Below are 19,505 nucleotides of genomic sequence, written 5' to 3'. Positions count from 1 at the left end.
GCCTCAGCCCTGCCTTCTCGGAGCCCGGGCCGGAGCACGAGAGAAGCTCCACCCGCCGGCGTTCGGCCGAGCCACCAGGTTGCCGATGGACGCGGGCCGCCCGCTCGACAGGCCGTCCACCAGCCGGGCGATGGCTCCGCCCCGCGCTTCGGCACTATCCAGTTCGGCAACGATCCGGGCCACCACGCGGATCACGACGGCACGCGGCGCCTGAGGGCGGTACCTCAGGCCCATGGGCTCCGGCTTCACGCACGAGCGCCACTCCAGCGCCGCCATCCATTCGAGCGCGGCGTCCGCTTCGGCGATATGCGCAGCGCTGCGCGCGAGGGCATCCACATCCAGCCAATCCGACTGCACCAGCGCCTTGCGGATGCGCACGCGATCGAAGCGATCGTTTGCGTTGCTGGGATCGTCCGCCGCGACAAGGCCTGCTGCCGTGACGACTTCGGCCAGTTCCGCCCGGCGCCAGTTCAACACCGGACGAAGAAGAAGCAGGCGAGCCCCCGGTACGGTGCCCCGCGCCCGCGCACCCGCCAGTCCCGCCACGCCGCTCGCCCGGTTAAGGCGCATGAGCAGGGTTTCGGCCTGATCGTCCGCGTGGTGCGCGGTCGCCAGTGCGCACAGGCCGCGCCGGGAAGCCCAGTCCGCCATTGCGGCGTAGCGCACGGCGCGCGCTTCGGCCTGGACGTTCCCGGGCGCCACTTCGACCCGCAGTGTTTCGTGAGCGATGCCTCGTTCAGCGCAGACCGCCGCCACCTCAGCCGCTTCAGCCGCGCTCTCCGGCCGCAGCGCATGGTCCACCGTCGCCACTTCCACGCGGCCCGGCAGGACCGCGTGCGCAAGCAGCAGGAGCGCCAGACTGTCAGGGCCGCCGGAAACCGCCAGGCCCAGCTTCGCCCCTTCCTCCGCTCCCTCGGGCCAGACTGACGAAAGGCTGAGCCGGAAGCGGTCTGCCGCGGCGCCTAGCCCGTCAGTTACAGGTGAGTCCATTGCGCGTGGTGTTGTAGGTCGATGCCAGGCGCCCAGCGGCTTCGGCGGGATAAGTCTCGCTGAATTCGGCAAGGGCGATGCAGGCGCGCTTCGTATCCTTGAGCTGCTTCATCGACACGGCGAGGTAGAGCAGGCTATCGGGAGCGCGGTCCCCGCGCTTATCGGCCTGGAAGTTCTGCAGGAACCATTTCGCCGCCTCTCCCGCGTTGCCATCGTCCAGATAGGCGCGACCCAGCAGGTTGCGGCCGAAGCTGGCACGTGCGTGCTTGGGGTACTTCTCCAGGAACAGCTTCAGCTGCTGCTGCGCTTCCGGGTAGAACTTCGCTTCCCATAGCCGAAAGCCGTAGCTGTACTCATCATCGCCCGCGTCGGCGGTCTGCGGCTTCACGATCGCCTTCACGGCCTCGATCCGCGAGTTCGACGGCGCGGCGGGGCGCGGCGTTGCCACCGGAGCCAGCGGCTGCGGCGTGGTCGCCACCGGCAGCGTCGTCGGAGCGCCGACGGGTGCGGGTGCCGGGGCACCGATTACCTCCGCAGGGGCAGGATTAGCCGCCACCAGCTTCGCTTCAAGCTGGCTGATGCGGTTGGTGTTCTGCTCCACCTGCGCGGTAAGGCGGGCCATCTGGGCTTCCACCGCTTCCATGCGCGTCAGCACGTCGGTAAGCGGCGTAGTGGACGGCGAACCGACCGAAGGCGTCGGAGTGGGAGCGGTGCTGATCTGCGGCTCGAAATACTTCCCGTCGGCACCGGGAAATACCTTGCGCTGCAGGGCGCGCACTTCCGCTTCGACCTTGTTGAGCCGAGCGCTGGTGTTGGCATCCTGGGCAAGCGCGGGGCCCGCACCGACAGTTGCCAGGACCACCATCGCCGTGCAGGCAAGCCATCGGGCCTCACGTCCAGCACGCCAGCCTACTGCAGCAAGAGAACGTATCATCGCCAAATCAACTCCCAACCAACCCACAAGTGATCGCCTGCCGTATATCGGCGCGATCTGCACCATGGATTAACCAATCGCCCTGCCGGTGTTGCCCAAGTCAGACAGGCCTGTCGAGGAGGGCGGACCTCGAAAATCGTGGAAAGCCTACTGCACCGATGCGGGCAGAAGGGACTCCGGCGTCGGCGCCTCTGCAGGCTGGTGCGCCGGGTTCCGCCGACGGACAGGCCGCTCGGCGACGGCGACGGGGACGGCCGGGGCGGCCGCCACAGGACCGGGTGATGCCGCCGGCGTAGCGCCCTGCGACGGGGCGGCAGCCGGATTGCCACGTGCCAGCAGATCGGCCGCGGCAAGCGACACGCCGGATACGACACGCGGTTCGGTCGCAAGCGGGGGAATGGCCTTGCCCCCAACGGTGATCTGCAGCGCGTCCGGACGCCCGGTGCGCAGTTCAAGGCCCGCCACTTCGCCCGGTGCGGCCCAGCTTTCGCCCTTGGCGAGCTCCTTCTGCAGCACCTGGGCACCGTTTGCGTCAGTGACCTTCACCCACACCCGATCGCCCGTCGCCGTGAGCACCACCGGTCCCGTCGATGCCGCAGCCTGTGGCGAGGGCACAGCCCGTGCCGCTGAGCGGTTGGCAGGCGTAGCGGTCTTTTCGGCCACAAGCTCCGGCAGTTCACCTTCGGGCGAAAGGTAATTGCTCCAGAACACCAGCAGCACGACCACGACGGCGACAACCCCCAGCGCCGCGCCCCAGGCAACGCGGCGGGTCGGCACACGGGCCGGGTCGCCGGGTTCGAAGCTCGGCGGCGTTTGGGGGCGGTCCGGCGTATCCTGATCGAGCTGTTCGCGGACCTTTGCCGCAATCTGGCGCTCGTCCAGCCCCACGGCGCGGGCATAGGCACGCGCAAAGCCGACCGCGTACGTGCGAGCCGCGAGGTCTCCCAGGCGATCGTCTTCCAGCGCGGCCAGATGACGCTCCGCGATCTTGGTGTGCGTTGCGATGTCGGAACGCGTCTTGCCGGCAGCCTCACGGGCCGCACGAAGCTGCTTTCCTACGCTTTGTGGCCCACGAGCAAGACCTTGGGTTTCGACGTTTTCCATTCCGCTCCGTCGGGTGGTGAAGGCAACCTTGATGGCCCTAACCAAACCGTGCAGGGCCGCAAAGTCAATGAGCGGCCGCCTTTCCGGCCAAATTAATAGGGCAAATCCCTCAGGAGACGAAAGCAGGCGCGAACAGGGCGCGAACGGTGCCGCGCCCTGTTCCCGTTCTCAGTCGACCGAAATGTCCCGATCCGCCGCCCACGCGGTAATGGCGCCGCGCAGGTTCGCAGGCGGGGCCGCCAGCCAGTCGTCCATCGCGGCGCTGATCTCACTGAGATCCACTTTACCGACGAGTTCCTTGATCGGTCCTACCGCCGCCGGGGTGATCGACAGGCGCCGCACGCCAAGACCGAGCAGGGCAAGCGCCTCAAGCCGCCGGCCGCCCATTTCCCCGCAGACGCTGATGTCGACCGACGTCCCTTCCAGTGTCCGCACGACGCGGCGAACGAAGCGAAGGATCGCGGGACTCAGCCAGTCGTACCGCTCCGCCAGCTTGGGATTTGATCGGTCGGCGGCGAAGAGAAACTGCGTCAGGTCATTCGTGCCGATCGACAGGAACGCGATCTTCGGCACCAGCAGATCAAGCTGCTCCGCCAGCGAGGGCACCTCCAGCATCACGCCATAGCGGATCGCCTCGGGCAGAGCCTTCTTCTGCCGCCGCAGATACGCGAGCTGCTGGTCGAACACGGCCTTGGCCGCATCGAATTCCCAGGGCTCGGCGACCATAGGGAACATGACGTTGAGAGGACGGCCCGCCGCAGCTTCAAGAAGCGCGCGCGCCTGTGCCTTGAGGAGCGCATCGCGTTCCAGCGCCACGCGCAGCGCGCGCCAGCCCATAGCCGGGTTCTCCTCCCCCTCGCCATCGTCGTGGCGCAGGTAAGGCAGCGTCTTGTCCCCGCCAATGTCAACGGTACGGAAGATGACCGGACGATCCCCGGCCGCGTCCATGACGTCGCGATAAAGCCGTGTCTGCTTCTCGCGCTGGGGAAGCGTGGCGGAGACAAGGAACTGGAATTCGGTCCGGAACAGGCCGATGCCGTCGGCGCCGGTGAGGTTCAGGTTGGCCACGTCGTCCCGGAGCCCGGCGTTGATCATGACCTTGACGCGTGTGCCGTCGCGGGTCATCGGCTGGACGTCGCGCATGCCGGCGTAGATGGCCTGACGCTCCCGGTTTCGGGCGAAGCGCGCCGCGAAGGCCTCGGAGATGCCGGTGGACGGACGCACGATCGCCGTGCCCTGATCGGCGTCGAGCAACAGGGGGTCGCCTTCGCGCACGACACCGCGCAGCCCGCGCACCCGGCCGAGCACCGGAACACCCATCGCGCGTGCGACGATGACCACGTGGCTGGTGAGCGACCCTTCCTCAAGGATCACGCCCTTCAGGCGCCGCCGATCGTATTCGAGAAGTTCGGCCGGACCGAGATTGCGGGCGATGAGGATCGCATCGTTGCGCAGCCCCATCGTGGCGGCCGTGCCGATCTGGCCGGAGACAATCCGCAGGAGACGGTTCGCAAGATCCTCCAGATCGTGCATGCGGTCGGCCAGGAGGGGGTCGTCGATCTGGCGCATGCGCATGCGGGTGCGCTGTTGCACACGCTCTATCGCGGCTTCGGCCGTCAGCCCTGAATCGATGGCCTCGTTGATCCGGCGCGTCCACCCCTCATCGTAGGCGAACATCCGATACGTCTCGAGCACTTCCTCATGCTCGCCCCCGACGCCGAATTCCGCCTGGTTGGCCATCCGGTCGATCTGCTCGCGCATGCGCTCGAAGGCGAGAATCACGCGCTGGCGCTCCGCCTCGGTGTCCTCTGCAACGACATGTTCGATCGTAACGCGCGGCTGGTGGTAGACAGCGACGCCGGATGCGAGCCCCTTTACAAGAGTAAGGCCACGAAGCTGCTCCGGCCCGGTCTGCGCGGCGGACAGGGCGCGGGCATCCTCCTCATCGATGAGGTCGGCGTTCACGATGAGTTCGGAAAGCACCATCGCCACCGTCTGCAGCGCTTCGATCTCAACCTCTTCGTAACGGCGCGGCTCGACGTGCTGGACGCACAGGGCACCCACCGCGCGCTCACGCCGCACGATCGGTACGCCGGCGAAGGAGTGGAACTTGTCCTCGCCCGTTTCAGGTCGGTACATGAAGTCAGGATGCGCAGCCGCTTCGGCCAGGTTCAGCGTTTCAATGCGATCGGCAATAGTGCCGACGAGCCCTTCGCCTATGGCCATCCGCGTGACGTGGACGGCCTCCTGCGCCAGGCCGCGAGTCGCAAACAGCTCAAGCATGCCTTCGCGCAGCAGGTAGATCGAGCAGACCTCGCTGTTCAGCGATTCGCCGATCACTTCCACGACGTTGTTGAGCTTGGTTTGCGCGTTGCTGCGCGACGCCATCACCTCATGAAGGCGCGTGAGAATGGTTCGGGCTGCTTCGACGGCTCCGCTGGTCATCGCCGAGGCGTACCGCAAAGTCTTCGCTTTGGGAACGCAGCGGATGCCGCCGATGCGACTTGGTTGGATTAAACTGGCGTCATGCCAGCCAACCGGCCCGATTTCCGCGGCTTTTCGATGCAAAACATCGGCGCCACGCTCAATATCGGGCCATTTCCTCCTTGATCTTGAGCTTCTTCTTCTTGAGAGCCTGGATCGTCGCGGCATCAGGGATCGGGCGGCCCAACTCCTCGTGGATCTGCCGTTCGATACCGGCATGCTTGAGCTGCAGAGTGCTGACGTGCGAATTATCCATTGGACGTTCCTCCTCTTGGGGGCCGGACCCTATGCGAACGGTGCCCAGAAGAGGGCTGATGACAAGCGACCTGATTGGCGACTCGCCATCGGAGATCCGGCGCGGCAAACAAGGAAACACATCCACTGCACCTTGCGAAGACCCGGAATGCTACATATCGGTGAACCGCATCAAACCTGCGTCGGCGAGAATCGGTCGCAGCAGGCTCAACAGCGTAGCAAGTGCCTTGAACACTGGGGAATTCCGGCGTGACCGAAGAGGAAATGCGTAAGCGCCTGGAGATCTTGAGGGTCGAACACCGCGACCTGGACGCTGCCATCGACGCGCTCATGACCGCAGGCGGCGGCGACCAGTTGCAGATTGCCCGCCTCAAGAAGCGCAAGCTGCGCCTGAAGGACCAGATCGCGCACATCGAGGATTACCTCATCCCCGACATCATCGCCTGAGCAGGCCGACCCGGAGACGGCATCTAGTCCCGCATATTACAGTGCGTATTGCGCAGGAAAGGCTGAACGGACCGCTTGCAGCGGGCCGCCGACTGCGAAATAGGGCCGTGCCATGCCGTCCACAGTGACCATCAAGCCGCGTATCGTCGAAGGGCTGCGCCGCGAGGCACTCGCCCTCTCCAGCGAGGTGGCCGTCACGTTCGCACCGCTACCGGCTCCGGCCGCTCCGGCGGGGAAAGACGAACGCCGCTCGGTCATGGCACAGGAGGGATTGCGCGCGGCCACGACCCTGATCGCCGCTCTCACCTGGCTTGATGCGTACCAGGCGTTCTTCCGCCGGGAGATCGGTCGGGCGGAGCTTTCGCATCGCACCCGCCTGCCGGCTGCGGCCGCGCCCAGCCCTCAATCCCATCGGCTCGATCCCGCCGCCCGGCGCCTCTGCGACGCGACGCGCCAATTCCATGAGCGCCTGTCCCGCCTTGACGAGACCTGGCGCCTTACTGCGCCATGCACCTCTGCGGCCTCCGAGGCTCTGCAACGCCTGCGAGAAAGGATGAAGAGAGCACCCTCGGACCCGAGGGCGCCATCGAACTCGACAGGCGACACCCGAGACCCCATATCGCCTGCATGAACGCTTCCCTCGAGATCGAGCGGCCATACGCGCGCGCCGAGCAGGTCGGCCCGCTCGTGCGCCGCGTGCTGGCCCGCAATCCTTCGGCTTTCACCTTCACCGGCACCCAGACTTACCTGGTAGGCCCGCACGGCAAGGGCGAAATCGCGGTGATTGATCCAGGCCCCGACGAGCCGGAGCACCTCTCGGCCCTGGTGGAGGCGATCGGCGACAGCACGGTCGTTGCGATCTGCTGCACGCACACGCACCGGGATCATTCGCCCGCCGCAGCCCCGCTGAGCGCCCTCACCGGCGCGCCCATCGTCGGCTGCGCGCCTCTTTCGCTGCGGGACGACGGCCCGCGCGCCGACGCCTCGTTCGATGACGCCTATGCGCCCGACCGCGTGCTTGCCGATGGCGAGGCGGTGACCGGCACGGGCTGGACGCTCCGGGCTATCGCGACACCCGGCCACACGTCGAACCACCTCTGCTTTGCCCTCGAGGAGACCGGCGCGCTCTTCACAGGCGATCATGTCATGGGATGGTCGACGAGCGTGGTGTCACCGCCAGACGGGGACATGACGGCCTACATGGCCAGCCTCGCCCGGCTGTACGAGCGCGAACAGGATCGTGTCTACTACCCCGCGCACGGGCCGGAAGTAACGAAGCCGCGCCAGCTGGTGCGCGGCATGATCGGCCATCGCCGGCAGCGCGAAAAGCAGATCCTGCGCCAGATCGAGTCGGGCTGCACCCGAATCGCAGACATGGTGCCCCGTATGTACAAGGGCGTAGACGAGCGGCTCTGGCCGGCGGCGGGTCGCTCCGTTCTCGCGCACCTCATCGATCTTGAAAAGCGCGGCATTACAACAAGACACGACGACACCTGGGCACTCACCCACACAGTCGAGGCATAGAGCACCACGAGTATTGCCTGAACCCTGCGCAGGGCGGTATTATCGCCCGGCCTGAAAAGGGTGGAGGATAGTCATGACGACAGTCACGGCGGCCCGTGTTTCCCGCGTCTCGTCCTGGGCAAGAATGACGATCGGCCTCAGCCTGTTCATCGTCTTCGGCTTTGCGCAATTTGCCCTTCGGGGCTTTGTTCCATACATGCAGGTGCCGATCGTCTTTCACGTCCACGGCGCGGCGATGCTGGCGTGGCTGGGGCTTGCCGTCACGCAGGCACTGCTGGCGAGGGGAGCGGGCCGCGAACTTCACCGCCGGCTAGGCTGGGCGAGCGCCGTCATGCTTCCGACGATCATCGTGCTGGCGAGCATGACCTGCCTTGCCGCCCTGCGCGCCGGGTTCTTTCCGCCGATGTTCACCCCCGCCTACTTTCTTGCGCTGGTTCACGTCGGCATCATCGTCTTCGCGACCCTGGTGCTGGCGGCGGTGGCACGCCGCAATGAGGGGGACTGGCACAAGCGCCTGATGGTAGGTTCGATGATCGTCATCATGGAGCCCGCGCTGGGACGTGTCCTGCCCATGCCGCTCCTGGCCCCCTGGGGCGAGTGGCTGGTCATGGCGGTGCAGCTAGGCGTCGTCGCCCTCATCGCGCGGCACGACCGGCGCGAGCGCGGGCATGTCCACCCCGCCACAGCCGCCGTCGCCGTGGCCGTCGTCCTCGCGCACGTGCTCATCGAACTTCTCGCCATCAGCCCGCCGTGGATCGCCTTCGCGTCGCAGTTCACGGCCTGAAAATTCCTCTTGGGTCCGGGCCTTCCCGCCCCTAGATAGGCCCCCACCCGGAGCAAGGTCCGGGACAGGATGTAGGGAACGCCATGACCGTAATGCCCGCCGACCTTTCCGGCATCGACGTGCGCGCCGAGATCGAGCGCCTGCGCAAGGAGCGCAACGCGGTCATCCTCGCTCATTATTACCAGAAGCCGGAACTGCAGGACTTGGCCGACTTCGTGGGCGACAGCCTGGAACTCAGCCGCAAGGCCGCCGAGACCGACGCCGAGGTGATCGCCTTCTGCGGCGTGAAGTTCATGGCGGATACCGCCAAGATCCTCTCGCCCGACAAGATCGTCGTGCTGCCTGACCTCGACGCCGGCTGCAGCCTGGAAGATTCCTGCCCTCCGGCGAAGTTCAAGGCCTTCCGGGAAGCGCATCCCGATCACATCGCACTCACCTACATCAACTGCTCCACGGAAGTTAAGGCGCTGTCCGATGTCATCGTGACCAGTTCCAGCGCCGAGACCATCCTCCAGCAGATCCCGCGTGACCAGAAAATCATTTTCGGTCCCGACCGTCACTTGGGCGGATACCTGTCGCGCAAGTTCGATCGCGAGATGCTGCTCTGGCCGGGCGTCTGCATCGTACACGAGGCCTTCAGCGAGACCGAGCTGCTCAAGCTGCGCGCCCAGCATCCGAACGCACCGATCGCCGCGCATCCGGAATGCCCGCCGCACATCGTCGATCATGCCGATTACGTGGGCTCGACCAGCGGCATCCTCCAGTATGCCAAGACCATGCCGGGCGACACGCTGATCGTGGCGACCGAGCCGCACATCATCCACCAGATGCAGCTGGCGATCCCGGACAAGACCTTCATCGGCGCGCCGGGCGCGGACGGCAACTGCAACTGCAACATCTGCCCGTACATGGCGCTCAACAACCTCGAAAAGCTCTACCTCGCCCTGCGCGACCTGAGCCCGCGCGTGGAAATCGAGGAAGGGCTCCGTCTTGCCGCGAAGAAGAGCCTCGACCGGATGCTGGAGATGGCAAGCGGCACGATCGGACAGGGCGACCTCGGCGCGCGCTGACCTCCTGGGCGCTACTCTCCGCTGTCGACGGAGAGAACAGCGGCGCTGACGACTGGCGAAACCGGCCTTCGTCTCCTACATTGCAAGGGGCTGGCACATCAGGTGCCGCCCCTCACAATCCCGGAGACTCGAGCGCTTGCGTGAAAACCTCATCATGAGGAAACTGGAAGTCTGGTGCCTGCTTCTGCTGGCGGCGGTCTTCGCGCATGCGCTCCTGCCCACGAACGAAGTCCGCACCACGGGCTCCCCCTTCAGCCCTTCGACGGTGGACGTCTCCACCGAGCAGCCGCGCCGGATGGCGCCCGGCCAGCTCGCCGCAGCCCAGCCCGATCCATCGGACGACGCACTTACCGTCCTGCATTCCGGCTCGACGGCATCGACGCTTGCCGTCCTTGTTGCTCCTCGGGAGCCCGGGCGCACCTGCGCTCCTGAACGTCCGGGCTGGCGCTGCACCCGGGCCCAGCCGCGAGCACCCCCGGTGGCCTGACACGCCGCGGGATCGGGTCGACCCGATCCAGGGTTCAGCCATGCCCGCCCTGCGCCCCGGAGGCATGGCGGGTGCTGCGTAGCACGGAACGTCCAATGCCTCATCACACACCTCTCATCGGCACGGTGGTCGCCGGTCTGGTGATCGCTTTCTTCATGGGTGCACTTGCCCACCGCCTGCGGGTCTCTCCCATTGCAGGCTATCTTCTCGCCGGCGTCCTCGTCGGCCCCTTCACACCCGGCTTCGTAGCCGATGTCGGGCTTGCCCAGGAACTTGCCGAGATCGGCGTGATCCTCCTCATGTTCGGCGTGGGCCTTCACTTTTCGCTGCGGGACCTCCTCGCCGTGAAGTCCATCGCCATACCCGGCGCGCTGGTGCAGATCAGCGCCGCCACGCTCATGGGCATCGGAATAGGCACCCTGATGGGCTGGGGCCTGATCGCCGGCTTCGTGTTCGGCCTGGCTCTTTCGGTGGCCAGTACCGTGGTGCTCCTGCGCGCGCTCCAGAGCCGGAACCTCGTGGAAACGGAGCGGGGACGCATCGCCGTAGGCTGGCTCATCGTCGAGGATCTCGTCATGGTGCTCGCGCTCGTGCTGCTGCCTGCGCTCGCGTCCGGGCTGGCCGGCGGTGACGCCGCAGCCTCGCTCCCGTGGGTGCTGGCCAGCACATTGCTCAAGGTGGCGGGCTTCGTCGCGCTCATGCTGATCGTCGGACGCCGGGTCCTGCCCTGGGGGCTGCACTGGGTCGTGCACACAGGCTCGCGCGAGCTGTTCCGGCTCGCCGTCCTAGCGGTGGCGCTCGGCGTGGCTTTCGGCGCGGCTTACGTCTTCGACGTCAGCTTTGCCCTGGGGGCGTTCTTCGCAGGCATGATCCTTGGCGAGACTCAGCTCAGCCGCCGAGCGGCGGAAGAAACCCTGCCCCTGCGTGATGCCTTCGCCGTTCTGTTCTTCGTTTCCGTCGGTATGCTGTTCGACCCGACCGTGGTGACCGAGCAGCCGCTGCCGCTTCTGGTGACGGTGCTCACCATCATCGTCGGCAAATCCTTCGCGGCCTGGTTCATCGTGCGCGCTTTCGGGCACAGGAACGACACCGCGCTGACCATCTCGGCCAGCCTGGCCCAGATCGGTGAGTTTTCCTTCATCCTTGCCGGACTGGGGGCCGGGCTTGGTCTCCTGCCGGACGCCGGACGCGATCTCATCCTCGCGGGTGCGATCATCTCGATCTTCCTTAACCCGTTCATCTTCAATCTCGCGGTGGGTCGGTCCAGTTCCGTAAAGAAGCAACTGGCGGAAGAGGCGGTCCAGACCGAAATCGAACGCGAGCGCAGGCACGAGGAGCACGTCATCCTGGTCGGCTACGGCCGCGTCGGCAAGCTCGTTGCACGGGGACTGCGGGCGCAGCCCACGGCGGTGCTGCTGATCGAATCGCAGGGCGACCTTGCCCGGCAGGCCCGCGCGGACGGCTTCGAAGTGGTCACCGGCAACGCGGTCGAGCCCGGCGTGCTGCGCGAGGCCGGCATCGAGCGGGCGCACCGGATGCTTATCGCCATTCCCGAGGGATTCGAAGCGGGCGCCATCTGCGAACAGGCCAAGGCCCTGCGTCCCGACCTTTCAGTGATCGCACGCGCACATAGCGACGCCCAATGCGAACACCTTGTGCAGCATGGCGCCGACAGCGTGGTGCTTGGCGAACGTGAGATTGCCCGGCAGATGCTGGCCACCATCGAAGACGACAGGCGCAAGGCGCCCACGCCTGGGGAGCTGACGGCATGACGCCGCGCAGGAAGCCGCCGCACTGGTTCAAGTGGGCGATCTGGAGCGGCATCGTCCTTGCCGTCGCCGTTCCCACCGCCTGCGTGATGAACCACGGGGAACTTCCCGGCCATGCGACGTTCTCCGCGCTCGCGCACTAGCGTTGCGGCCGGAGAATACGGGAGGCGCTAGGAGGTCTGCCGCCCCCCTGCCGCCTGCCTTGCCCAGGCGGTGATGGCCCCTGCGGGCATGGCCCCTGCCTTGCGCGCGATCTCGCGGCCCCCGCGAATAAGGACAAGGGTCGGGATGGACTGGATGCCGAAGCGAGCGGCGATTGCGCCTTCGGCCTCGGTATCCAGCTTACCCAGCCGCATTTCCGGTTCCAGCTGCCCCGCTGCCGCAGCGAACGCCGGTGCCATCTGACGGCAGGGCCCGCACCACGCGGCCCAGAAATCAACCAGCAGCGGCAGACCGCTACGGGCGGCGTGTGCGTCGAAATTCCGGGACGTGAGTGTCACCGGCGCGGCGGCGAACAGCGGCGAGCCGCACTTCCCGCACTTGCCCCCCGCCCCAAGCCGTTCGCGCGCCACGCGGTTCAGGGTGGAGCAGGCCGGACAGGCCACGATCATCGTGTCGGACATGCAACGCCTCCTTGGTCAGATCGTCACTTCACGCCATTCGCCGGGAGCGATGCCGTCGAGCGACCATTCACCTACCCGCCAACGCACGAGCCGCAGCGTGGGATGCCCGATCGCTGCCGTCATGCGGCGAACCTGCCGGTTACGCCCTTCCCGGATCGACAGTTCTACCCAGCAATCCGGAACGCTCTTGCGGTAGCGAACGGGAGGCGTGCGCGGCCAGAGATCGGGCGGAGAGATCCGCCGCGCTTCGGCCGGGCGCGTCGGCCCGTCGTTCAACACCACGCCCGAGCGCAGCGCCTGCAGCGCGGCTTCGTCCGGCTCCCCCTCCACCTGCGCGAGATAGGTCTTGGGCACCTTGAAACGGGGATTTGCGATGCGGGCCTGAAGCCGGCCATCGTCCGTCAGCAGGAGCAAGCCTTCGCTGTCGCGGTCGAGGCGCCCGGCGGGATAGACGCCGGGTACGTCCACGAAATCCGACAGCGTCGCCCGGGGCGTGGGTGACCGCGCGTCGGTGAACTGGGAGAGCACGTCAAAGGGTTTGTTGAACAGGATCAGGCGCCCCATGGCGCGATCCTCTGCGGGCGAGTGGCACGTCGTGCTTTCATGCCGGAGTGGTAGCGGCATGGCGGGAGCGGCGCACCTGATTATTGCCGCTCCCGCCAATGCCTTGTCTTTGGAGCAGGTCCTAGCGGTGCGATGCGCCCGTTGAAGTAGCGTTGGCCGCTTCGCCGCGCGTCTTCCACAGCGACCACGCCACCCCGCCCGCGATCAGCGCGAGGGTCACGCCGAGGCTTATCAGCGGCGGGAACTTGGCGCCGCCCAAAACGAAGTCGGCGATCAGGATCTTGCCACCGATGAACACCAGCACGAGCGCTAGGGCATATTTGAGGTAGTGGAAGCGGTGCACCATCGCCGCCAGCGCAAAGTAAAGCGCGCGAAGGCCAAGGATCGCCATGATGTTCGAAGTGTAGACGATAAAGGTATCCGTCGTGATCGAGAAGATCGCCGGCACCGAATCTATCGCGAAGACCAAGTCCGCCAGATTGATGACGACGAGTGCCAGGAACAGCGGCGTTGCGGCCAGAACCATGCGCCCGCTGGCGTTCGCTTCCCGGACGAAGAAGTGCTCGCCGTGATGCTGCTTGGTGACGCGCATGTGGCGCGATATCCAGCGGATGGCGGCGTTGTTGCCGATGTCCGGATCATGGTCGCTGGTGAACAGCATCTTGATACCGGTGAAGATCAGGAACGCGGCGAACAGGTACATGACCCAGTAGGCGTTCGCGATCAGTGCGGCGCCACCCGCGATCATCAGGCCGCGCAGCACGATCACCGCAAGGATGCCCCACAGCAGCGCGCGATACTGGTACTTGGCGGGGACCGCGAAGTATCCGAAGATCATGGAGATCACGAACACGTTATCGATCGAGAGCGCCTTCTCGATGAAGTAGCCCGTGTAGTAATCGATCGCCGGCGCCGAGCCTTTGGCCCACCAGATCCAGGCACCAAAAACCATGGCGATGCCGATGTAGAACACCGACAGCTTCAGGGATTCGGAGATACCCATCTCCCGGTCATCCTTGTGCAGGACGCCGAGATCGAAGGCGGTGAGCAGCAGGACCACGGCGGCGAAGGCCAGCCAGAACCAGGCAGGGGTGCCAAGCCAGTCAGCGAAGAGAAATTCCATTGTCGAACGCCCTTGTCACGGCAAAAGGGTTGCGCCGGCGCGCAGGAAGGGGGGAGGGCGCGCCGGCGCGCAGGTTACAGGCTAGCTACGGCCACGGGCGGAACGATCTGCCGGGCCAACCTGTTCCTGAGCTTGAGTTTTCGTGTGGTAAGGAGAGTGATTTCAACGAAATCGCCGATCTCGCGCCGTGCCGCCTTCTTGCGGCGCAGGGAGGCATCGAGCTTCTGGTGGAGCTCGAGCAGGCGGAACATGCGTTCAGTCATTACGTATCCCTATCGAACGGGTTGCTGTTCGATCGGATGAGCGGCGCATGGTTTGCTTGAAAGGAATGCTGAACCTGCACCGGGATCACCCGATGCGGTCCGACATCACGAGGCGCGAGGGAAATATCCCGATCGCGCCGCGCCAGAGGGGCCCGGCCCGCCCCGTTCCAATACGTGAATTCCGGAGTCTGTTCAACCCCCAACGATGTCCACCGCGTCCGACATGGCCGAAGGCGCGCGAACAGGGAGTGCGGGCCGAACCTCAGAGCTGCGCGAAAAGCTCCAGCATGTGCTGCCATGCGCGATCCGCCTGAACGGGATCATAAGCCGGCGAATCGGGAACGCACCATCCGTGGTCGGCGGGGTAGACTTCGACCTGCGCCGGGCGATGTGCAGCCTCGGCCGCCTTGCGCAGCGCATCTTTGGCCCCGGGCTGCTTCGCATCGTCGTTTCGAGCGATGGCGAAGTGGAAGCCTGCCTTCGTTCCGGCCAGCAGCCGGTGAGGACTATCGGCAGCATCGGTGACGAGCCCGGCTCCGTGCAGGGACACCGCCGCTCCAACCCTGGCGGGTACGGCCGCTGCCGTCCGCACGGTGAAGGGACCGCCCATGCAATAGCCGTTGCTGCCTATCCCCCGCCTTCGATCCACCGCCTTCTGCGCATCGAGAAAGGTCACGTAGGCCTTCGCGTCCCGTGTGACGGCGTCCGGGGTCAGCGCGGCGCGCATGGGCCCGATCTTCGCCTGTCCTTCCGGGGTCCGAAATTCTGCGAAGCTCTTCATGATGGGCGCGGGGGCTGAGCGGTAATAGGGGTTCACGACAAGCACCGCATAGCCGCGCGCCGCAAGGCTGCGGGCCATGATCTTCTTCGCATCCCGCAAACCGGCCACATCGGGCCACATCACGACGCCGGGGTGAGCCCCCTTGCCCGGATGGACGAAGAACGCGTCGCACACGCCATCGGCGGTGGTGATGGAAACCATGCGCTCCTGCAGCGACGGTCCACTCTCACCCGCAACCGCACCGCATCCCGCCAGTGCCGCGCCGGCGCCAAGCACGGTAAACTGTCGCCGATCGAGTCCCCTCATGCGGCGGTCTGCCCTGGCGAAATCCTCGGCCGTGAAGTCTTCACACATAGGCTTTTTCTCCGCTCGTCGCTTCGCTGGCCAGCCTAGCGTTGCGCACCGATCCGCTCAATCACCGTTGAAATTCAATTCGAGGTTCACTGCATTCGGATCCGTCAGGAAGATCTGACGCAGACCGATGTGGCGAAGGTCGTTCACGCGGTAGGAGAGCCCCATCGCATCCAGCCGCTCGCAGGCGGCACCGAAGCCTGTGCAGCGCAGGGCGACGTGGTGCAGCGCGTTCGTGGGCGCACCGGGCTGGTACTCGTCATAGCGGCCGGGCGCGGTCGTCCGGTCAACGAGATGCACGATCGGCAGACCGGAGGCGTCCCTCATCCAGTATCCCGCGATGCCGGCGCGGATGGAAGGGTTCTCGCTGCGCACCAGGCCCAGCACCCGCTCATAGAAGCGGGCAGTGCCTTCGAGGTCATCCGTCAGTACGTTGACGTGATCGATACCGCTGACCTGCATGGCCCTCTTCCCTCCGTCTTTCCCGCCACTGTCGCGCGGGATGAGCCGGGAGGCAATGGTGATCGTGCCGCGTCAGCTGCGAAATACAACCGTTCTCGCGCCGTTGAGCAGCACGCGATCCTCAAGGTGAAGGCGTACCGCCTCGGCGAGCACGCGACGCTCGATGTCGCGACCCTTGCGGACCATATCCTCTGGCGTGTCGGCGTGTGTGACGGGTTCGACGTCCTGGTGGATGATCGGCCCTTCGTCGAGATCGGCGGTCACGTAGTGCGCGGTCGCCCCGATCATCTTCACGCCCCGCGCGTGCGCCTGGTGATAGGGCTTGGCGCCCTTGAAGCCCGGCAGGAACGAGTGGTGGATGTTGATGCACCGCCCCGAAAGGAAGGCGGCCATTTCATCGGACAGGATCTGCATGTAGCGGGCGAGGACGATGAGTTCGGCCCGCGTCTCCTCCACCAGAGCGCGCACCTGCGCCTCCTGCTCGGCCTTGGTGTCACGGGTCACCGGCAGGTGATGGAAGGGAATGTCACCCAGCATCAAGGTATTCACCGCCTCGCGCGGGTGGTTCGACACCACGCCGACGATGTCCATGGCGATTTCGCCGATCCGGTGGCGGTACAGCAAATCGGCCAGACAGTGATCGAACTTGCTGACCATCAGCAGCACGCGCCGGGGCCGGTCGCGACGCTGCATCGACCAGGCCATCCCGTATTCGTGAGCGATTGGGCCGAAGCCCTCGCGAATGTCCTCTCGGTCGGCAGTGCCGGGATCGAAGGCGACCCGCATGAAGAAGCGGCCCTGCTCCTGATCATCGAACTGCTGGGCCTCGACGATGTTCGCCCCCATCTGCGCGAGATAGCCGGTGACGCGCGCGACGATGCCGGGACGGTCGGCGCAGGACAGCGCCAGGATCAGCGGTTCGGCCATGGTTCCCGTCCTCAGGCGGCGATCGGCGCGCCGGCGCGGTTGGTCAGCGCGGCTTCGCTTTCGGCCATGAGGGCGGCGATGATATCCGTGACCGGCTCTTCCTTGCTGACCATGCCGACCGATTGTCCGGCCATGATCGAGCCGCTCTCCACGTCGCCGTCGATGACCGCGCGGCGCAGGGCTCCGGCCCAGAAATGCTCGATCTGAAGCTGCGCCTCGCCCATGTCGACCTCACCAGCGTCGAGGCGGCGCGCCACCTCGATCTGCTTGGCGGTGAACTCCTCGGTGCCCTTGTTCTTGAGCGCGCGGACGGGAATCACCGGCAGGCGGGGGTCGACCTGCACCGAGGCGATGGCATCCCGCGCGGAGGCACGGAAGAACGCCTTCTTGAAATCGGGATGCGCGATCGATTCACTGGCGCAGGCAAAGCGGGTGCCGAGTTGCACGCCGGCCGCACCCATCTCCAGGTAACCTGCCATCGCTTCGCCGCGGCCGATGCCGCCGGCCACGAACACCAGATGATCCGCCGCAAGGCTCGGCAGGATTTCCTGCGCGAGGACGGACGTGGACACGGGGCCGATGTGGCCGCCCGCTTCCATGCCCTCGATCACAAGCGCGTCCGCGCCGGAGCGCAGCAGCTTCTTGCCGAGCGCCAGCGTGGGCGCAAAGCAGATGACCTTGGCACCATGCGCCTTGATCGCCTCGACACTGCCCTTAGGCGGGATACCGCCAGCCAGCACGACATGCGTGACGCCGTGCTTTGCGCAGACATCGATAAGGTCGAACAACTGCGGGTGCATGGTGATGAGGTTCACGCCGAAGGGCTTGGACGTCAGCGCCTCGGTGGCGGCGATTTCCGTGTCCAGAAGCGCAGGCGTCATCGCGCCGCAGGCGATCACACCGAAGCCGCCCGCGTTACTGATCGCCGAAACGAGATTGCGTTCGGACACCCACGACATCGCGCCGCACAGGATCGCGGTCTCGCTACCGAGGAATTCGCAGCCACGCGCCATCAGCGCTGAAGTCTTGGTGTTGGCGGTCATTGACGTTCCCATGCCCCGGATTTTTCGACAGCCGTGCGCCATACGGGTCGAAGCGGCCCCAGACAAGCGGCCAGAAAGGGCAGATGTCGGATGAGCCCGCCGGACCATCGCCGCCCGGCTTGACGAGTGACCGTTGGAGCGGCTCGATTGCACGCACTGCACTTGCCTCGACGGCGCCCCCCGGCAAACCTGCGCGAAGGATAAGGCAATGCCGGGAGTTGATGATGAACGCGAAGCAGATCTATGCCGACAGGCTCATGAGTGCGGACGAAGCGGTCCGCCTCGTCAGGAGCGGCAGCGATCTTGCCCTTGGCATGGCGGTGGCGGAGCCCCCCGCCCTCCTTGCAGCTCTCGCCCGCCGTGCAGAGGCGGGCGACGTGCAGGACCTGCGGGTGTGGTACCTGCTTTCGCAGGCGCACGCCGGATCGACCATCCTGCGACGCGACCGGCTTGGGGCCATCCAGCCACGGTGCGTCTTCATGAGCGGGGTCGAACGCGCCCTCGTCGCTGCCGACCCTTCGGCCGAAGCGCTGATCGACTTCGTGCCCTGCGCCTTCAGCGGATCACCCCGCCTCCTGCGCGACGAACTGGCGCTCGACAGCTGCATCCTCACTGTTTCACCCATGGACGAGAACGGATACTTCAGCTTCGGCGTCGCGAACGACTACACCTCCGTTGCCGCTCACTGCGCGCGCACCGTCATTGTCGAGGTCAACCCTGCGATGCCGCGCGTCGCCTGTTCGACGCCGCTTCACATCTCGCAGGTCAGCGCGGTGGTGGAAAACCGGGCAGCACTGCTGTCCTTCGGCGAACAGGGCATGTCGGCCGAGGATGAGACGATCGCCGGCTATATCGCGGAACTGGTGGACGACGGCGCCTGCCTGCAGATGGGCATCGGCAACCTGCCCGCTGCGGTCTGCCGCCTCATCGGCAACCGCGCGGAGCTGGGTATTCATACGGAACTGCTGACCCCCTCGCTGGCCGGGCTGGTGCACTCGGGCGCCGTCACCAACCGGCGCAAGGCGACGCATCCCGGGCGCAGCGTCTTCACCTTCGCCATGGGGGACGAGCCGTTCTACCGCTGGATGGACGGGAACGCGCAGCTCTATTCGCTCCCGGTCGACATCGTGAACGACCCGGCGGAAATCGGCCGCAACGATCATGTCGTATCCGTGAACGCCACCATCCAGGTGGACCTGCAGGGCGCCTGCAACTCGGAGTTCATGGCGGGACGGCAGCATTCCGCCGCAGGCGGCCAGCTCGATTTCGTGCGAGGAGCCAATGCGTCGCGCCATGGGGTGTCAGTGATCGCCTGCCGGTCCACCGCACGCGGCGGCACCGTCAGCCGGATCGTCCCGCGCCTCGACGGACCGGTGACCACGCCGCGCAACGACGTCCACTGGGTCGTCACCGAACACGGCGCGGCGAACCTGCGCGGCAAGTCCCTGCGGGAGCGCGCCGACCTTCTCATCGGCCTTGCCGACCCGAAGTTCCGGGACGAACTGGCGAGAGCGCTCTGA

General features: G+C 66.1%; 22 protein-coding genes. 10 read left to right on the top strand and 12 right to left on the bottom strand.

Annotated features, from left to right (window positions below; genetic code table 11):
• Positions 1–3 precede the first annotated feature (3 nt).
• The 5 genes from tilS to QOL62_RS06910 form a co-directional block, all read right to left on the bottom strand.
• Positions 4–990: a tRNA lysidine(34) synthetase TilS gene (gene tilS, locus QOL62_RS06930; RefSeq protein WP_283405717.1), complete on the bottom strand. Its 987-nt coding sequence runs from the start codon at positions 988–990 to the stop codon at positions 4–6.
• Positions 971–1,924 (bottom strand): hypothetical protein, encoded by a 954-nt coding sequence (locus tag QOL62_RS06925; RefSeq protein ID WP_103727421.1) that lies wholly within the window; start codon positions 1,922–1,924, stop codon positions 971–973. Before QOL62_RS06925 ends, tilS begins: the two co-directional genes overlap by 20 nt.
• Before the next feature lie 147 nt (positions 1,925–2,071).
• Positions 2,072–3,028 (bottom strand): helix-turn-helix domain-containing protein, encoded by a 957-nt coding sequence (locus QOL62_RS06920; protein WP_283405716.1) that lies wholly within the window; start codon positions 3,026–3,028, stop codon positions 2,072–2,074.
• Positions 3,029–3,196: 168 nt separating this feature from the next.
• The gene (gene ptsP, locus QOL62_RS06915; RefSeq protein WP_283405715.1) at positions 3,197–5,473 is read right to left on the bottom strand and encodes a phosphoenolpyruvate--protein phosphotransferase; all 2,277 of its coding nucleotides are present in this window, start codon (positions 5,471–5,473) and stop codon (positions 3,197–3,199) included.
• Positions 5,474–5,612: 139 nt separating this feature from the next.
• Entirely contained in the window at positions 5,613–5,768 is a 156-nt protein-coding gene (locus QOL62_RS06910; RefSeq protein WP_103727424.1) for a DUF465 domain-containing protein, read from the bottom strand.
• 248 nt (positions 5,769–6,016) lie between these two features.
• Here QOL62_RS06910 and QOL62_RS06905 point away from each other — a divergent pair, with 248 nt between their 5' ends.
• The 8 genes from QOL62_RS06905 to QOL62_RS06870 all read left to right on the top strand — a co-directional run bounded on the left by QOL62_RS06905 (position 6,017) and on the right by QOL62_RS06870 (position 11,991).
• On the top strand, positions 6,017–6,214 hold the full coding sequence (locus QOL62_RS06905) for a YdcH family protein (RefSeq protein ID WP_103727425.1): 198 nt from the start codon (positions 6,017–6,019) through the stop codon (positions 6,212–6,214).
• Between the two features lie 112 nt (positions 6,215–6,326).
• The gene (locus QOL62_RS06900) at positions 6,327–6,845 is read left to right on the top strand and encodes a DUF1465 family protein (RefSeq protein ID WP_283405714.1); all 519 of its coding nucleotides are present in this window, start codon (positions 6,327–6,329) and stop codon (positions 6,843–6,845) included.
• Positions 6,842–7,738 (top strand): MBL fold metallo-hydrolase, encoded by an 897-nt coding sequence (locus QOL62_RS06895; protein ID WP_283405713.1) that lies wholly within the window; start codon positions 6,842–6,844, stop codon positions 7,736–7,738. Before QOL62_RS06900 ends, QOL62_RS06895 begins: the two co-directional genes overlap by 4 nt.
• Positions 7,739–7,811: 73 nt before the next feature.
• Positions 7,812–8,522: a hypothetical protein gene (locus QOL62_RS06890; protein ID WP_283405712.1), complete on the top strand. Its 711-nt coding sequence runs from the start codon at positions 7,812–7,814 to the stop codon at positions 8,520–8,522.
• Between the two features lie 83 nt (positions 8,523–8,605).
• On the top strand, positions 8,606–9,592 hold the full coding sequence (nadA, locus tag QOL62_RS06885) for a quinolinate synthase NadA (RefSeq protein WP_103727429.1): 987 nt from the start codon (positions 8,606–8,608) through the stop codon (positions 9,590–9,592).
• Positions 9,593–9,746: 154 nt separating this feature from the next.
• On the top strand, positions 9,747–10,079 hold the full coding sequence (locus tag QOL62_RS06880) for a hypothetical protein (RefSeq protein ID WP_283405711.1): 333 nt from the start codon (positions 9,747–9,749) through the stop codon (positions 10,077–10,079).
• A 95-nt stretch (positions 10,080–10,174) separates the two neighbouring features.
• Positions 10,175–11,851 (top strand): YbaL family putative K(+) efflux transporter, encoded by a 1,677-nt coding sequence (ybaL, locus tag QOL62_RS06875; RefSeq protein ID WP_283405710.1) that lies wholly within the window; start codon positions 10,175–10,177, stop codon positions 11,849–11,851.
• Positions 11,848–11,991: a hypothetical protein gene (locus QOL62_RS06870; RefSeq protein WP_283405709.1), complete on the top strand. Its 144-nt coding sequence runs from the start codon at positions 11,848–11,850 to the stop codon at positions 11,989–11,991. The genes ybaL and QOL62_RS06870 overlap by 4 nt, the downstream gene beginning before the upstream one ends.
• Positions 11,992–12,018: 27 nt before the next feature.
• Here the strand turns inward: QOL62_RS06870 and trxC are convergent, their stop codons facing one another.
• From trxC to QOL62_RS06855, 3 genes are all read right to left on the bottom strand, one after another.
• Complete coding sequence (gene trxC, locus QOL62_RS06865) at positions 12,019–12,471, bottom strand: thioredoxin TrxC (protein ID WP_103727432.1); 453 nt, start codon at positions 12,469–12,471, stop codon at positions 12,019–12,021.
• A 15-nt stretch (positions 12,472–12,486) separates the two neighbouring features.
• A complete protein-coding gene (locus tag QOL62_RS06860) occupies positions 12,487–13,035 on the bottom strand; it encodes a pseudouridine synthase (protein ID WP_283405813.1) in 549 nt (182 codons plus the stop codon).
• Between the two features lie 121 nt (positions 13,036–13,156).
• Positions 13,157–14,158, bottom strand: coding sequence for a TerC family protein (locus tag QOL62_RS06855; RefSeq protein ID WP_283405708.1), 1,002 nt, complete (start codon positions 14,156–14,158; stop codon positions 13,157–13,159).
• Between QOL62_RS06855 and QOL62_RS06850 the strand changes: the two genes are divergently transcribed.
• On the top strand, positions 14,158–14,481 hold the full coding sequence (locus tag QOL62_RS06850) for a hypothetical protein (RefSeq protein ID WP_283405707.1): 324 nt from the start codon (positions 14,158–14,160) through the stop codon (positions 14,479–14,481). The genes QOL62_RS06855 and QOL62_RS06850 overlap by 1 nt on opposite strands.
• A 202-nt stretch (positions 14,482–14,683) precedes the next feature.
• Here the strand turns inward: QOL62_RS06850 and QOL62_RS06845 are convergent, their stop codons facing one another.
• From QOL62_RS06845 to QOL62_RS06830, 4 genes are all read right to left on the bottom strand, one after another.
• A complete protein-coding gene (locus QOL62_RS06845; RefSeq protein WP_283405706.1) occupies positions 14,684–15,556 on the bottom strand; it encodes a dienelactone hydrolase family protein in 873 nt (290 codons plus the stop codon).
• 57 nt (positions 15,557–15,613) lie between these two features.
• Positions 15,614–16,015 (bottom strand): VOC family protein, encoded by a 402-nt coding sequence (locus QOL62_RS06840; protein ID WP_283405705.1) that lies wholly within the window; start codon positions 16,013–16,015, stop codon positions 15,614–15,616.
• Positions 16,016–16,087: 72 nt separating this feature from the next.
• Positions 16,088–16,942 carry a formyltetrahydrofolate deformylase gene (gene purU / locus QOL62_RS06835; RefSeq protein WP_103727438.1) on the bottom strand — a complete coding sequence of 285 codons (855 nt, stop codon included), beginning with the start codon at positions 16,940–16,942 and terminating at the stop codon, positions 16,088–16,090.
• 11 nt (positions 16,943–16,953) lie between these two features.
• Positions 16,954–17,985 carry an NAD(P)H-dependent flavin oxidoreductase gene (locus QOL62_RS06830; RefSeq protein ID WP_283405704.1) on the bottom strand — a complete coding sequence of 344 codons (1,032 nt, stop codon included), beginning with the start codon at positions 17,983–17,985 and terminating at the stop codon, positions 16,954–16,956.
• A 224-nt stretch (positions 17,986–18,209) separates the two neighbouring features.
• Here QOL62_RS06830 and QOL62_RS06825 point away from each other — a divergent pair, with 224 nt between their 5' ends.
• Positions 18,210–19,505 (top strand): acetyl-CoA hydrolase/transferase family protein, encoded by a 1,296-nt coding sequence (locus QOL62_RS06825; RefSeq protein WP_283405703.1) that lies wholly within the window; start codon positions 18,210–18,212, stop codon positions 19,503–19,505.

The organism is Novosphingobium panipatense (genome assembly GCF_900182875.1).
Lineage (GTDB): Bacteria > Pseudomonadota > Alphaproteobacteria > Sphingomonadales > Sphingomonadaceae > Novosphingobium > Novosphingobium panipatense.
Note: the sequence above shows the minus strand (reverse complement) of the source record. Positions and strands in the feature narration are given on the sequence as shown.

What these genes read in the sequence shown, in the direction of transcription:
- tilS (WP_283405717.1), bottom strand. Translation starts at nt 990, where the DNA reads ATGGACTCACCTGTAACTGACGGGCTAGGCGCCGCGGCAGACCGCTTC.
- QOL62_RS06925 (WP_103727421.1), bottom strand. Translation starts at nt 1,924, where the DNA reads ATGATACGTTCTCTTGCTGCAGTAGGCTGGCGTGCTGGACGTGAGGCC.
- QOL62_RS06920 (WP_283405716.1), bottom strand. Translation starts at nt 3,028, where the DNA reads ATGGAAAACGTCGAAACCCAAGGTCTTGCTCGTGGGCCACAAAGCGTA.
- ptsP (WP_283405715.1), bottom strand. Translation starts at nt 5,473, where the DNA reads ATGACCAGCGGAGCCGTCGAAGCAGCCCGAACCATTCTCACGCGCCTT.
- QOL62_RS06910 (WP_103727424.1), bottom strand. Translation starts at nt 5,768, where the DNA reads ATGGATAATTCGCACGTCAGCACTCTGCAGCTCAAGCATGCCGGTATC.
- QOL62_RS06900 (WP_283405714.1), top strand. Translation starts at nt 6,327, where the DNA reads ATGCCGTCCACAGTGACCATCAAGCCGCGTATCGTCGAAGGGCTGCGC.
- QOL62_RS06895 (WP_283405713.1), top strand. Translation starts at nt 6,842, where the DNA reads ATGAACGCTTCCCTCGAGATCGAGCGGCCATACGCGCGCGCCGAGCAG.
- QOL62_RS06890 (WP_283405712.1), top strand. Translation starts at nt 7,812, where the DNA reads ATGACGACAGTCACGGCGGCCCGTGTTTCCCGCGTCTCGTCCTGGGCA.
- nadA (WP_103727429.1), top strand. Translation starts at nt 8,606, where the DNA reads ATGACCGTAATGCCCGCCGACCTTTCCGGCATCGACGTGCGCGCCGAG.
- QOL62_RS06880 (WP_283405711.1), top strand. Translation starts at nt 9,747, where the DNA reads ATGAGGAAACTGGAAGTCTGGTGCCTGCTTCTGCTGGCGGCGGTCTTC.
- ybaL (WP_283405710.1), top strand. Translation starts at nt 10,175, where the DNA reads ATGCCTCATCACACACCTCTCATCGGCACGGTGGTCGCCGGTCTGGTG.
- QOL62_RS06870 (WP_283405709.1), top strand. Translation starts at nt 11,848, where the DNA reads ATGACGCCGCGCAGGAAGCCGCCGCACTGGTTCAAGTGGGCGATCTGG.
- trxC (WP_103727432.1), bottom strand. Translation starts at nt 12,471, where the DNA reads ATGTCCGACACGATGATCGTGGCCTGTCCGGCCTGCTCCACCCTGAAC.
- QOL62_RS06860 (WP_283405813.1), bottom strand. Translation starts at nt 13,035, where the DNA reads ATGGGGCGCCTGATCCTGTTCAACAAACCCTTTGACGTGCTCTCCCAG.
- QOL62_RS06855 (WP_283405708.1), bottom strand. Translation starts at nt 14,158, where the DNA reads ATGGAATTTCTCTTCGCTGACTGGCTTGGCACCCCTGCCTGGTTCTGG.
- QOL62_RS06845 (WP_283405706.1), bottom strand. Translation starts at nt 15,556, where the DNA reads ATGTGTGAAGACTTCACGGCCGAGGATTTCGCCAGGGCAGACCGCCGC.
- QOL62_RS06840 (WP_283405705.1), bottom strand. Translation starts at nt 16,015, where the DNA reads ATGCAGGTCAGCGGTATCGATCACGTCAACGTACTGACGGATGACCTC.
- purU (WP_103727438.1), bottom strand. Translation starts at nt 16,942, where the DNA reads ATGGCCGAACCGCTGATCCTGGCGCTGTCCTGCGCCGACCGTCCCGGC.
- QOL62_RS06830 (WP_283405704.1), bottom strand. Translation starts at nt 17,985, where the DNA reads ATGACCGCCAACACCAAGACTTCAGCGCTGATGGCGCGTGGCTGCGAA.
- QOL62_RS06825 (WP_283405703.1), top strand. Translation starts at nt 18,210, where the DNA reads ATGAACGCGAAGCAGATCTATGCCGACAGGCTCATGAGTGCGGACGAA.